General features: G+C 59.6%; 13 protein-coding genes. 3 read left to right on the forward strand and 10 right to left on the reverse strand.

Going from position 1 to position 13402, the window contains the following annotated elements:
• The first annotated feature begins 9 nt into the window (after window positions 1–9).
• Complete coding sequence (locus QFW87_RS11430) at window positions 10–360, forward strand: BON domain-containing protein (RefSeq protein WP_283180542.1); 351 nt, start codon at window positions 10–12, stop codon at window positions 358–360.
• Window positions 361–440: 80 nt separating this feature from the next.
• Here QFW87_RS11430 and QFW87_RS11435 read toward each other — a convergent pair whose 3' ends face one another.
• Both QFW87_RS11435 and cynS read right to left on the reverse strand, forming a co-directional pair.
• Complete coding sequence (locus QFW87_RS11435) at window positions 441–1103, reverse strand: carbonic anhydrase (RefSeq protein ID WP_283190538.1); 663 nt, start codon at window positions 1101–1103, stop codon at window positions 441–443.
• Between the two features lie 204 nt (window positions 1104–1307).
• Complete coding sequence (cynS, locus tag QFW87_RS11440; RefSeq protein ID WP_008043963.1) at window positions 1308–1775, reverse strand: cyanase; 468 nt, start codon at window positions 1773–1775, stop codon at window positions 1308–1310.
• Between the two features lie 124 nt (window positions 1776–1899).
• On the opposite strand from cynS, the gene cynR reads away from it, so the two are divergent.
• Complete coding sequence (gene cynR, locus QFW87_RS11445) at window positions 1900–2805, forward strand: transcriptional regulator CynR (protein WP_283190539.1); 906 nt, start codon at window positions 1900–1902, stop codon at window positions 2803–2805.
• On the opposite strand, the gene QFW87_RS11450 is transcribed toward cynR, so the two are convergent.
• The 5 genes from QFW87_RS11450 to QFW87_RS11470 all read right to left on the reverse strand — a co-directional run bounded on the left by QFW87_RS11450 (window position 2791) and on the right by QFW87_RS11470 (window position 7277).
• Window positions 2791–3093: a hypothetical protein gene (locus QFW87_RS11450; protein ID WP_283190540.1), complete on the reverse strand. Its 303-nt coding sequence runs from the start codon at window positions 3091–3093 to the stop codon at window positions 2791–2793. The two genes, cynR and QFW87_RS11450, sit on opposite strands and share 15 nt — an antisense overlap.
• A gap of 124 nt (window positions 3094–3217) precedes the next feature.
• On the reverse strand, window positions 3218–3547 hold the full coding sequence (locus QFW87_RS11455) for a hypothetical protein (RefSeq protein WP_283180538.1): 330 nt from the start codon (window positions 3545–3547) through the stop codon (window positions 3218–3220).
• A gap of 520 nt (window positions 3548–4067) precedes the next feature.
• Window positions 4068–4571, reverse strand: coding sequence for a GNAT family N-acetyltransferase (locus QFW87_RS11460; protein ID WP_283190541.1), 504 nt, complete (start codon window positions 4569–4571; stop codon window positions 4068–4070).
• A 48-nt stretch (window positions 4572–4619) separates the two neighbouring features.
• Window positions 4620–5249: a glutathione S-transferase gene (locus QFW87_RS11465; protein ID WP_283190542.1), complete on the reverse strand. Its 630-nt coding sequence runs from the start codon at window positions 5247–5249 to the stop codon at window positions 4620–4622.
• Between the two features lie 78 nt (window positions 5250–5327).
• Window positions 5328–7277, reverse strand: coding sequence for a DNA topoisomerase III (locus QFW87_RS11470; RefSeq protein WP_283180535.1), 1950 nt, complete (start codon window positions 7275–7277; stop codon window positions 5328–5330).
• A gap of 326 nt (window positions 7278–7603) precedes the next feature.
• Between QFW87_RS11470 and QFW87_RS11475 the strand changes: the two genes are divergently transcribed.
• Entirely contained in the window at window positions 7604–7972 is a 369-nt protein-coding gene (locus QFW87_RS11475; RefSeq protein ID WP_283190543.1) for a DUF427 domain-containing protein, read from the forward strand.
• 68 nt (window positions 7973–8040) lie between these two features.
• Here QFW87_RS11475 and lldD read toward each other — a convergent pair whose 3' ends face one another.
• The 3 genes from lldD to QFW87_RS11490 form a co-directional block, all read right to left on the reverse strand.
• The gene (gene lldD / locus QFW87_RS11480; protein ID WP_283190544.1) at window positions 8041–9183 is read right to left on the reverse strand and encodes an FMN-dependent L-lactate dehydrogenase LldD; all 1143 of its coding nucleotides are present in this window, start codon (window positions 9181–9183) and stop codon (window positions 8041–8043) included.
• Between the two features lie 824 nt (window positions 9184–10007).
• Complete coding sequence (locus tag QFW87_RS11485; protein WP_283190545.1) at window positions 10008–11630, reverse strand: MFS transporter; 1623 nt, start codon at window positions 11628–11630, stop codon at window positions 10008–10010.
• A gap of 80 nt (window positions 11631–11710) precedes the next feature.
• Window positions 11711–13360 carry a GMC family oxidoreductase N-terminal domain-containing protein gene (locus tag QFW87_RS11490; protein WP_283190546.1) on the reverse strand — a complete coding sequence of 550 codons (1650 nt, stop codon included), beginning with the start codon at window positions 13358–13360 and terminating at the stop codon, window positions 11711–11713.
• Window positions 13361–13402: the final 42 nt, after the last annotated feature.

Consider the following 13402-nt stretch of genomic DNA (forward strand, 5'->3'; position numbering starts at 1 on the left):
GGTTACACCATGAAACTTCATTCCTTTCAACAATACTCTCATGATCTGGAAAGGGGCGTTCACGACACGTGGATTACCGCGAGGGTGAAGTCAGCCCTGGCAATGGCTGAACCCAGCCTTGGACTGCAAATCCATGTCAAAACCCACGGGGGCACGGTGGCATTGAGCGGTCGCGTCAACACCCATAAACAGTGTGAGCAGGCTGTTGCTCTGGCCCGTTCGGTTCAGGGGGTCGTCGAAGTCGATGCCAAAGACTTGCTGACTCACGTGTTCACGCCAGGCAGCATTCCAGAACCACCCAACGCTGAAGAGGCCCCTGAGAATCGGCCACAATCGTCAACAAAGATCGACGATAAATAACCCAGTCGATCGTGTCAGTGCAGCGCTCCCGTGAGCCGGGAGCGCTGCGTCGATCGTCTCGATGCCAATGGATACACGCTTCAGGCTGCTGCTTCTATGGATCGTGCTTGAAGGGCGCAGGTGTCCGGATACTCGGCGAGCGCCACAAAACGGTGGCTGTCGGCATCCAGGGCGTCGACCGAACCGGTCCCGATGTCATAAACCCAACCATGCAAATTCAACAGGCCTTTCTCCTGAGCCAGGCGTACGCTCGGATGCGTCTGGATATTGGCCAGTTGCGCGATGACATTCTCCCGAACCATTGAGCTCACCTTCGCCGCGTCATTGGCGTGAGGGCGGGATTCGTTGATGACTTTCGCTGACTCGGCGTGCTGCAACCAGCCGCTGACGGCGGGCAGGTGGTCCATGCATTTGCACTTGGCGACGGCGGTCATGGCGCCGCAGTCCGAGTGCCCGCAGATCACAATATCGGTGACGCCGAGCACTGCGACCGCATATTCGACCGTGGCCGACACACCGCCGGGGTGAGGGCTGTAGGAGGGCACGATGTTGCCGGCATTGCGGATCACAAACAGTTCACCGGGTTCTTGTTGGGTCAGCAGTTCCGGCACGACACGGCTGTCGGAACAGGTGATGAACAGCGTGCCCGGATGCTGGGTGGTGGCCAGGTGCTTGAACAGGTCGGTCCGTTGCGGAAAGGCTTCTTTCTGAAACTTTAAAAAACCTTCGATGAGCGCTTTCATGGCGACTTCCTCGTGTGTGAATCGAATGATTATTTTGTAGCAGCTGCCGAGCCCGCGAGGCTGCGTTCGGCTGCGCAGCAGTCGCCTGGGTCTGCGAGGACTTCGGTCGAGCGCGACCCCGGCTCGAACGCAGCCTCGCGAGCTCGGCAGCTGCTACAGGGGATCGCGTGTCACAGGCGGAAATTCGACTCGCCTGTCATCCACTTAGAAAGGACGCAGCGGCAGGAACTTGCCGTCGAGGGTAATCACTGCGCGGGAGCCGCCTTCCGGGTCTTCGACTTTCTTCATGTCGAGCTTGAAGTTGATCGCACTGATGATGCCGTCGCCGAATTGCTCATGAACCAGGGCTTTCAAGGTGGTGCCGTAAATCTGGATCATTTCGTAGAAGCGGTAGATGGTCGGATCGGTTGGGACACCCGAGAGGCTGCCGCGCAACGGGATGATCTGCAGGCGGGCCACGGTGTCGGCGTCCAGGTCCAGTTTCTCGCCAATCACTTTGGCGGCGCTTTCCGGCAGCGGGTGCTGACCGAGCAGGGCGGCAGTGACGTAGGCCAGGCCGAGACCGGTGCCGTCGGTCAGGTCCTGCCAGGACAGGTTTTTGCGCGCTTTTGCATCGAGGATCGACGTGGTCAGGGCCAGGCTTGGGTCGTTGTAAGCGTGGGATTGTTGCATGGTGTTTCTCCTGTCGGGAGTGATGTTGCTTGGGTGTGGAGCAATCTTCTGCTGATCGATCCATAGCGTCCAAGACCGATGTACAATGCAGTGCATAAGCACAGCCTATAGATGGTGATTACTCATGTTGCTCCGACATTTGCGCTATTTGCTGGCGGTTGCCGACCACGGCGGTTTCACCCGCGCCGCCGAGGCGCTTCACGTTTCGCAGCCGACCCTGTCCCAACAGATCCGGCAACTGGAAGAAACCCTGGGTGTCAGTCTGTTCGACCGAACCTCGCGCACGGTGAAACCCACCGATGCGGGAGAGGCCTACATCGAGTGTGCTCGTCGGGTGCTGGTGGAACTGGAGGCAGGCAAACGTGCGCTGCATGACGTGAAGGATTTATCCCGCGGCACCTTGCGACTGGCCATGACCCCAACGTTCATGGCGTACCTGGTGGGGCCGCTGGTGCGCGATTACGTGGCGCGGTATCCGAACATCCATCTACAGATTTTCGAGCTGTCGATGGATGACATCGAGGCCGGGCTGGTGGATGACTCACTGGATATCGCCATCGCGTTTACCCAGGTCAGAAATGCCGACATCGAGTCGATCCCGGCGTTTACCGAGACCTTGGGCGTCATGGTGGGGCGCGATCACCCGTTATACGAAAGCCAGGTCGGGTTGTCCGCGCAAGAGGTCGCGCAGCTGGAGTTTGCGCTGCTGGCACCGGACTTCGTTACCCGCACCCGCATTGATGAGTACTTTGCTCAGGAGCAGATCACGCCGAAGGTGGTGATCGAGGTCAACTCGGTGAGCACCTTGCTGGAAGTCATTCGGCACACGGCCATCGCCACCATCCTTCCGGAGCCCATTGCCACCGAAGACCGGGCGTTGCGCAAAATCCCGTTGTTGGGGGAGGCGCCCAAACGAGGGGCCGCGCTGCTCCGACGCAAAAACAACTATCACAGTGCCGCGTCGAAGGCTTTTATGGAACTGGTGTTGGGTGCGGCTGCAGGTGAGTCGACGGCATCAGTCTTCTATTAATTGGCACACACCATTGGGTGCCTTGCCCGTAGAGGACACCGTGACCGAATCGTCATCGGCGAGGAGGATCGAGATGACGACGCCCGAACCCCTGGCTTCGAAACGGCGATCGTCAAGGGCTCTGGTCTCGGCTTCCTTGCTGTTGATCAACACCGGTCCGTCCTGATCCGCGTGGACGATGATTTTGCCGGGGCAGTCCGCATCGAACAACGGAACGCCGGTGATGCTGTTTGCATGGGCAGCACTGGCCATTACGAGCAACAGCAAGCCTGTCAGATGTATGTTCATCACAAACCTCCAATGATCCAGTGCACACGGTTAACGATAGCGTTGTTTGGTGCGCACGAGACAAACAAAAAGGCCCCGCTCGATATGACGAGCGGGGCCTTTTTATGGATGGGGTGTGGAGGTATCAGTAGAACCGATCAATCACCCGAACTTCGCTCTGATTCTGCATCGAGGCCCATGCCTGTTTCAGCGTTTGCAGAACATTACCGATGAAGTCCTTGTCAGCCGCGGCTTTCTTGCCGACATAGCCTTGGCCGCGACGGTACATCTTCAGTCGGGCGAGCAGGTTCTGGTTGTTCTTGTCGAACTCCGCTTCATGGGCATGAGGCGACAGGCAGTCGATATGCACCTGGCCCGACTTGCTGATCCACAGAATATGGCTGTCATGGCTGTCTTTTTGCGCAGCGAACAGGTGAGCCAGTTCATCGAAAGTGGGTTGATTGTTCAGATTCATAGTAAGCCCCTTGACCATTTGGTGATCTTTCAAAGTTGATTCGCTAATACAGGTAGCCCATCGGTTAGTTGATCCCTGGCACCGAAACCAGGACGTCAGCGGTCAGCCGCCAAAATGACGGGGTCCCGCGTCTGTTGCATGTAGTCGTGTTGAATAACTGCTACGCAATAGCGTCACAACGAGGAGAAACGGCGAAAACCTTCTGGCCACTGCCGACGTTTTCAGGGTCGGCCACAAGCTTCATGAGGATTGATCGCCAGCGCTTCTCGTCCTTGTACTGGACGTTCAGGCCAGGTCAGCTTCTTCAATCTGCCTTGTGGGCAGCGTGTATCCGGGAAAAACAGCTCGGCGGTCAGACGAGCTTGCTCAAACGTGTTGCCTGTTCTCCCGATCGGGGAGACGTCTGCATCATGCAAGGGCAAATCGGAGGCGTCAACGGTTTTGTAGTGATTATTTTTGGTCACTACATATTGTCGGACAAAGTCGTTTGGAATTAAAAAGCGGAATCGGAAAGCGCCAGTCAGGACGATGGCAACGATGTCTGGAATCGGTAAACGGTGCAGGGATAACCGTCTATCGGCAGCTGATGCGGGGTGAACTCGCCATGGGTGAGATCGGCCAGGACCCGGGCCCAGAACCGCCGCGCAGGCTGATTCGCGTCGAGATGGAAAATTTGCCATTGACCGGGGAACCGGCTCAAGAGGGTGGAAACGACAAACTTCGCCACACCTTGGCCACGAAAGCGTCGACTGACAAAGAAGTAGCCGATGTTGTACTCGGCGCCGTGAAGATGGGTTTCGTCATCCACCGTCACGAAACCGGCCAATTCTCCGTCGACCTTGATCAGAAACGGCCTGGTTGCGGGGTTGCGCCAGTAACCCGGTTTGGGCTGGGCATTGAAGAAGCCATGCTCACCGAGCTTCAGCGGCAGCCACTCGCTGAAGTCATACATGTAGAACTGCATTAGGTTTTCAATCGTTTCCAGTTCGTCGCGGTGGGCGGCGTGCAGTTCGATCAAGGGCATGTTGATAGCTCCTGAGGTGCAGGCCATCCCTGGCCCAGGCGTGATCACTCAGTGGGGGGCGAAATCGTATTTCCCACCTTTTTGCAGAGCAGCTTGATAGGCAGGGCGAGCCTGAAAGCGTTCAATCCAGACCGCTATATGAGGATAGTTGCCGAGCTTGCCTTGGGCTCTGGCGATCTCACCGATAAAACTCATCTGGATGTCGGCGGCGCTGAACTCATCGCCCAGCAGGTAATCGGATTGGCTCAGAGCCGTGTCGAGGTAACCCAGGTAGTTGGCCACCTCCGAATTGATCCGCGGATGCAACGGCGTGCCGGCTTCACCGAGGCGTCCCACGTACAGGTTCAACATCAGCGGCAACATCGCCGAGCCTTCGGCGAAATGCAGCCACTGCACGTATTCGTCATAGGCGGGGGTGGACGGATCGGGTTGCAGGTGACCGTCGCCATGACGGCGGATCAGGTAGTCGATGATCGCGGCGGACTCGATCAGCTTCTGCGCGCCGTCTTCGATGACCGGTGATTTACCCAGGGCATTGATCGCTTTCAATTCGGGCGGTGCCAGGTTGGTCTTCGGGTCGCGCTGATAGCGTTTCAGCTCGTAAGGGATGGCCAGTTCTTCCAGCAACCAGAGAATCCGCTGGGAACGGGAGTTGTTCAGGTGATGCACGATAATCATGGTCGATGCCTTCTCAGAAAATGGGGTTGTCGCTGGACTTGAAGAACACTAGACCCTTTTGGCTCGCTCGAAGTGCCCTCAAGCCTTGCTCGCCGGTTTTGCCGCGCGTTTGGTGCCCGTCAAGGGCTTTCGTTTGGCTGGCTTGCGTTTGTTTTTCCACGGTGTGGCACCGCCCCCTGCGGGGCTTGCCGGTCCGCTGATGGTCAGGCTCAGGCCGGCGCATCGGGCGACCTGTTTGCTCATCCACGCGGCCTGCTTGGTGACGAATTCTTCCAGGCTCATCTCGCCGCTCTGCACCATGTCCAGCGCCTGCTCCCAAATCGCTGTGGTCCCGGGGTCGGCGATGGCACGCGGCACCGCGTCGATCAGGCTGAACGCAGCCGGGGTGGCGGCCAGGGCCTTGCTGTTCTTGATCAGATAACCACGGTCGAGCAGGCCCTGGATGATCGAGGCGCGGGTGGCTTCAGTGCCGATGCCGGTGGTGTCCTTGAGTTTTTGCTTGAGCAGCGGATCTTCCACCAGTTTGGCGACGTTCTTCATCGCCTTGATCAGATCGCCTTCGGTGAACGGTTTGGGCGGTTGGGTCCAGAGGTCCTTGAGCTTGACGTCGGCCACCGCGCAGTCACGTCCTTCGGCCAAAGCCGGCAGCGTTTGTGGCGCTGGTGCTTCGCGGCCCTTGGCCGGGGCGAGGGCCTCGGGCAGGGCGCGCTTCCAGCCGGGTTCGACGATCTGCTTGCCGACGGCACGCAAGGCTTCACCGGCGCAGTCGAAGTCGGCCTGGGTCCGGTCGTATTCATGGTTGGGCAGAAACTGCGCCAGATAACGCGCGCGGATCAGGGTGTAGACCGCCCGCTGCTTGCCCGCCAGCCGCTCGAGGTTTTTCGCCGCAGCGGTGGGGATGATGCCGTGGTGAGCGCTGACCTTGGCGTCGTTCCAGGCCCGTGAGCGGCGCTGAGGCTGCAGGAAATCGTTCAAGGCGTTCAGTGCCGGATCAGCCTGCCTCAGCGCGGCCAGAATGCCCGGTGCTTCGCTGTGCTGACTCACGGGCAGGTAACCGCAGTCGCTGCGTGGATAGGTGATGACCTTGTGGGTTTCGTACAGGGCCTGGGCGATGTCGAGGGTTTCCTGGGCGCCGAGCCCGAGCTTCCTCGAACAGACTTCCTGCAAGGTGCCCAGATCGAAGGGCAGGGGGGCGATTTCGCGCATCCGCTCGGTGCGCAGTTTGATCACCCGGGCACTCGCCGCACTGCCAATTGCTGCCGCTGCATTTTGCGCCAACGCCTGATTCAGGCAGCGATCCTGATCGTCGCAAACCTCGGAGGCCGCACGCCACTGGGCGGTGAACGCGGTGCCGTCATGCAGCAGTTGCACATCGATGGCCCAATAGGCGACCGGCACGAAATCGGCGATGCTGCGGTCGCGATCCACCACCAGGCGCAGGGTCGGCGTTTGCACCCGACCGACCGGCAAAACGCCCTGATAACCGGACTGACGCCCCAGCAGTGTGAACAGCCGACTCATGTTCATCCCGATCAACCAGTCGGCCCGCGAGCGCCCGAGTGCCGAATGGTAAAGGCTAAAGGTCTCGGCCCCCGGTTTCAGGGCTGCCAACGCCTTGCGGATCGACGCATCGTCCAGGGCCGACAGCCATAGCCGCTGGATCGGTCCGCGATAACGGCAATGCTCGACCAGTTCCCGGGCGATCATCTCGCCTTCACGGTCGGCGTCGGTGGCGATCACCAATTCATCGGCCTCGCCGAGCAGCCGCTTGACCGCTTTGTACTGGCTGGCCGTACGCGGTTTGACGGTCATCTTCCACTTCTCTGGAATGATCGGCAGATCCGCCAGCACCCAGCGCTTGTAACGCGCGTCATAGGCGTCCGGCGGCGCGGTTTCCAGCAGATGGCCGATGCACCAGGTCACCGTGACGTCCGTTCCCAGCCAGCAGCCGTCGCCACGACGCCTGGCGCCGAGGACGGCCGCAATGTCTTTGGCCTGGGAAGGTTTTTCACAGAGGTACAGCCGCATAACCACCATCGCTCATCAACTGTCGAGAGGCGGACAGAATGGCGGCTGACGAGCGATGGGGCAATCTTTATCTGTATGGATGTACAGTCGGTGCATTGCGATTCATTGCACAGGGAAGCCTATGCGGCTGACGCGCTTACACCGGGCCCGGCGGGCGAAGGGCTCGTCGGAACGCCGCATCGTCCCGTTCGGCTGCGAAGCCGTCGTGAGTGCAAAATCTGGGTTATACCTGAAAGTCGTGGTCTCAGGTTTTGGGGCTGCTGCGCCGCCCACCGCGGGCAACCCTCGCTCTCACAGGTTCATCACCGTCATGAGGAACGTATTTCATGAAAAGCACCGGTCCTAGTCCTGTCATCACCATTGCAGAGCAGCCAGGCTGCCTGCTTGTAAAGTTTCACGGTATTCAGGTGGCCGCTTCCGCACGGGCGCTGGTGTTGCTCGAGGCCAACTATCCTCCGGTGTATTACGTACCGCGGGAGGACATCGATGAAAAATACTTTGCCCGCACCGATCACACGAGTTATTGCCCCTACAAGGGCGATGCCAGCTATTTCAGTCTGCAAATCCCGGGGCATGAAGGCGCTAACGCGGTGTGGAGCTATGAAGACCCCAAAGTGTCGGTCGATCAGATTCGCGGCTACATGGCGTTCTATCCCGATCAAGTCACGTTTGAGGTGCTCAAAGACGTCGAGTGAGGGTCGCTTTCCAGGCATCAACGAAAACGCCGCGCATGGGCGCGGCGTTTTAAGGTCAGGTGTTCAGCTCATCGAACAGCATCCACCAGCGTGGATTCATCAATCTGGCCAATCGAGGTCACCCCGGTCAAGGTCATGGCGACGCGCATTTCCTTGGCGAAGATATCCAGCATGTTCTCCACCCCGCGTTGACCATCGGCGGCCAGTGCATAGGCCATGGAGCGCCCCAGCAATACGCCTTTTGCGCCCAGTGCCAACATCCGTACAACGTCAAGCCCCGAGCGGATTCCCGAGTCGACCAGCACCGTCAGATCATTGCCGATGGCTTGCATGATGGGCGGCAACGCCCGGGTGGTGGAGAGCACGCCGTCCAGCTGTCTCCCGCCGTGGTTCGACACGACAATGCCATCCGCGCCAAAGCTGACCGCGTCTCTGGCATCCTGAGGATCGAGAATGCCTTTGATGATCATCGGGCCTTTCCAGAACTCACGAATCCACTCCAGGTCACTCCAGCTGATCGAAGGGTCGAAGTTGTTGGCCAACCAACCCATGTAGTCTTCGAGCGTGACGGCTTTGCCAAGGTACTTCGAGATATTGCCCAGGTCGTGTGGACGCCCCATGACGCCGACGTTGAATGCCCAGTCGGGTTTAGTCATGGCCTGAAGCATTCGCCGCGATGATGCAAAAGGGCCTGACATGCCCGAGTGGGCGTCCCTGTATCGGGCGCCGGGCGTGGGCATGTCAACGGTAAACACCAGGTTTTTCACACCGGCGGCCTTCGCCCGTTCCAGTGCATTTTTCATGAAGCCTCTGTCCTTCAACACATACAGCTGAAACCAGATGGACTGCTGGCTTTGCGCCGAGACTTCCTCGATCGAGCACACCGAAACCGTTGATAGGCACAGTGGGATGCCTTTATTTTCCGCCGCTTTTACAGCCTGCACTTCACCACGACGGGCGAACATTCCCGTCAGCCCTACCGGCGCCAATATGATCGGCATTGAAAGTGGTTGATCGAAGAGGGTGGTTTCAAGGCTCAGGGTTTCGACGTTTTTCAGAATGCGCTGACGCAGGCTGATGCCGGTCAGATCAGCGCTATTGGCCCTCAGCGTGTGCTCTGCATAGGCCCCGCCATCAATGTAATCAAACAAAAAACGCGGGAGTTTGCGGCGTGCTGCCTCGCGATAGTCAGATGCGGATGAAATGATCATGGTGCCTCGGTCTGGTGAGTGGCGGGGCGATGGTTGCGTCGAGCGTCGGGTCAGATTAACGAAAACGCCCCGCATTGCGGTAATGCTGTTCACTTAAGAAAAGTTTGGGATGGGATGGGGTACATATCCATTGCTGCGGTAGCGGCTGCTAGCGGTTTCGCTTTTACAGCAAGTCACTTTCGAAAAGCGCGAAAGCAACCAAAGCGCTTTTGCCCCTCCATTCGGTGCCTCGCCTAGGCTCGGCATGCCCTCACTCCGGCATTGCTCCGGGGGCCCGCCGCCATCGGCCATCCATGGCCGGGGGCGGCTACCGCGGCATCCTTGCCGCGGTGCCCCCTGCGCAACGCCTGCGTTCGGCCTCTGGGAAAGGGGCGGCAGATCTGAAGCCAAAGCAACGGCAACGGCAAGATCAAAAGATCGCAGCCTCGCTTCGCTCGACAGCTCCTACAGGGAAATGCGTTCACTTGAAGCCAGGTCGGCCGGTAGGCCGCCTCGCTTTGGCTTTCGCGGTGCACGCCCCCTCGAGAGGCCGAGTGGAGGTTCTGCGTAGTGGGCAACCCGGCATGGATGCCGGGTTAGCCGCCCCCGGCCATGGATGGCCGATGGCGGCGGGCCCACGGAGCAGGACCGGAGCGAGGGCATGCCGAGCCTGGGCGAGGCACCGAACGAAAGGGGCAAGAGCCCTTTGGTTACTTTGGGGCTTTTCCAAAGTGACCCGCCGTAAGGGCGGAACCCTAAGACGCCGTTACCGCAGAAACGGATATGTCCCCCAACCTTAACTGACCAGCATTCCCCGCATTATCGGGCGTTTTTTACACGTGCTGTCAGTTGGTATCCAGATCCACGTTCTTGGTCTCACGCAAACAGATCATCCCGACGACCAGGCTCACCCCGGTAATCAGCACCGGGTACCACAGCCCGTAGAAGATGTCCCCGGTGTACACCACCAAGGCAAACGACACCGTTGGCAGGAAACCGCCGAACCAGCCATTACCGATGTGGTACGGCAGGGACATCGAGGTGTAGCGAATGCGGGTCGGGAACAGTTCGACCATCAGCGCTGCCAGCGGGCCGTAGCACATGGCCGAAATGATGATCAGCGCCACCATCAGCGCCACGATCATGGACTTGTTGACCTGTTGCGTATCGGCTTGGGACGGATATCCGGCCAGGATCACGGCGCCACGCAGGGCCGCTTCATCGTAGCCTTCGAGTTTCACTTCACCGACGCTCACCTGCACGGCGCTGCCGGCCGGTGCGGCTTCGCTTTTGTAAGGAAGGCCCTGTTTCACCAGGAAGGTTTTGACCTTGTCGCACGGGCTATCAAATTTCGCCTTGCCCACCGGGTCGAACTGGAAGGTGCAGGTGGCCGGGTCAGCCAGCACGGTGATCGGTGCCTGACGGCTCGCCTGGTCGATGGCCGGGTTGGCGTAGTGGGCGATGGACTTGAAGATCGGGAAGTACAGTGCAGTCGCCAGCAGCAGGCCGATCATCAGCACCGGTTTGCGCCCGACTTTATCCGACAGCCAGCCGAAGAAAATAAAGAACGGTGCACCGATGATCACGCTGACGATCAGCAGGCTGTTGGCCAAGGCCGGGTCCATTTTCAGGAACTGGGTGAGGAAGAACAGTACGTAGAACTGCGCCGCGTAGAAAGTCACGGCTTGCCCGGCGTTGATGCTGAACAGGGCGATCAGGACGACTTTAAGGTTTTCCCATTTGCCGAAGGAATCGCGCAGCGGCGACTTGCAGAGCTTGCCTTCCTCTTTCATTTTCACGAACGCAGGCGACTCGTGCAGGCTCATGCGAATCCAGGTCGAGATGCCCAGCAGAATGATCGAAAACAGGAACGGAATCCGCCAGCCCCAGACCTCGAACTGGTCACCGGTGAAGTAGCGGCAACCGAGCACCACCAACAGCGACAGCAGCAACCCGAGGGTCGCGGTAGACTGAATCCAGCTGGTGTGGAAACCGCGTTTACCCATCGGTGCGTGTTCCGCGACATACGTGGCAGCGCCGCCGTATTCACCGCCCAGGGCCAGGCCCTGAAGCATGCGCAGCACCACAAGAATGATCGGCGCGGCGATGCCGATGCTCGCGTAGGTCGGGAGCAATCCGACGCAGAAAGTCGCCACCCCCATGAGGATGATGGTGGCGAGGAAGGTGTACTTACGCCCGATCATGTCCCCCAGCCGTCCGAACACCAGTGCGCCGAACGGTCGCACGATGAAGCCCGCGGCGAACGCCATCAGCGCAAAGATGAACGCCGTGGTGTCGTTGACCCCGGCAAAGAACTGTTTGCTGATCACCGCCGCGAGTGCGCCGTAGAGGAAAAAGTCGTACCACTCGAAGACTGTCCCGAGCGACGAGGCGAAGATGACTTTCTGGGTTTCCTTGCTGGTGCCCGCGCTGCGCACGGCTTCCAGAGGCTGAACATGTTCTGACATATCGGTATCCCTCACAGTGATTGTTCTTTTTGTTCCACTGTCGGCGCCGGGCTTATGGACTGGCGCCGCTATTCCTTTGCTCAAGAGACTGCGGTCAGTGCTTTTTCGTCGGGTGCAAAACTCCTTGTAGGTGTTTCCAGGATCAGTTGTGCAGCTTTTTCGGCAATCATCAGCGTAGGCGAACAGGTGTTGCCCGAGGTGATGCGCGGCATGATCGAGGCGTCGGCGATGCGCAGGCCCGGGATGCCATGGACTTTGAGTTGCGCATCGACCACTGCGTCCGGGTTGTTGCCCATGCGGCAGGTGCCGACCGGATGGAAGATGGTGGTGCCGATGCGGGCGGCGGCTTCGTGCAATTGTTCTTCGCTCTGCAAGCTGTCGCCGGGCAAGTACTCCACTGGTTTGAACGCTTGCAGGGCCGGCGCGCCGACGATGCGCCGGGTCAGGCGAATGGCATCCGCTGCCACCCGCAAGTCCTCCGGATGGCTCAAGTAATTGGGCTGAATCAGCGGCGCTTCCTGCGGATCGGTGGAGCGAATCTCGACGCAACCACGGCTTTGCGGGCGTAGATCGCACACCGACGCCGTGAAGGCGGGGAACGCATGCAACGGCTCGCCGAAACGCTCCAGCGACAGCGGCTGAACGTGGTACTCGAGATTCGCCGATGTCTGCTCCGGTCCCGAGCGGGCGAAGGCCCCGAGTTGGCTCGGCGCCATGGACAGCGGGCCGCTGCGGTCATACAGGTAACGCAGGCCCATGCCCATCTTGCCCCACAGGCTACCGGCGATCTTGTTAAGGGTGCGGGCGTTTTCCAGTTTGTAGATCAGGCGCAGTTGCAGGTGATCCTGCAGATTGCCCCCCACGCCAGGCAGTTCATGGGCGACACCGATCCCCAATCGTTGCAGCAGCGGGCGAGGGCCGATGCCGGAACGTTGCAGGATGCTCGGTGAGCCGACGGAACCGGCGCACAGCACGATTTCCTTGCGCGCCTTGAAGGTTTTCGCCTGACCCTGCCAACGCGCACTGACCGATGACGCACGGCCGTTTTCCAGCAGCACGCGATCCACTTCGACGTCGGTCAGCACGGTGAGATTAGGCCGGTTGCGGACCGGTTTGAGAAACGCCTTGGCCGCGTTCCAGCGAATCCCGGCCTTCTGGTTGACCTGGAAGTAGCCGCAGCCTTCGTTGTCGCCCTGGTTGAAGTCATCGATGCTGGCGATGCCGTTTTGCTCGGCGGCGCTGCGGAAGGCATCGAGAATCGGCCACGACAGTCGCTGACGTTCGATCCGCCATTCACCGGCGGCGCCGTGAAATTCCGAGTCGCCGGCAAAGTGGTTTTCGCTCTTTTTGAACAATGGCAGGACGTCTTGCCAGCTCCAGCCGGGATTGCCCTGAGCGGCCCAGCCGTCGTAGTCGCCGGCCTGCCCGCGCATGTAGATCATGCCGTTGATCGAGGAACAGCCGCCGAGCACCTTGCCACGGGGATAACTCAGGGCGCGACCTTGCAGGCCGGGTTGCGCTTCGGTCTTGAAGCACCAGTCGGTGCGCGGGTTGCCGATGCAGAACAGGTAACCCACGGGGATGTGAATCCACGCATAGTTATCGCGGCCGCCGGCTTCGAGCAGCAACACGCGATGTTGCGGGTCGGCCGACAACCGATTGGCCAGCAAACAACCGGCCGGGCCGGCACCGACCACGATGTAGTCGTATTCATCCAGGGAAGTCTGCATCCGTGACCTCATGTTGTTCTTGTTGTCGGTATCCTAGTTGTT

Source organism: Pseudomonas sp. PMCC200344, assembly GCF_030053095.1.
GTDB classification, from domain to species: Bacteria; Pseudomonadota; Gammaproteobacteria; order Pseudomonadales; family Pseudomonadaceae; genus Aquipseudomonas; species Aquipseudomonas svalbardensis.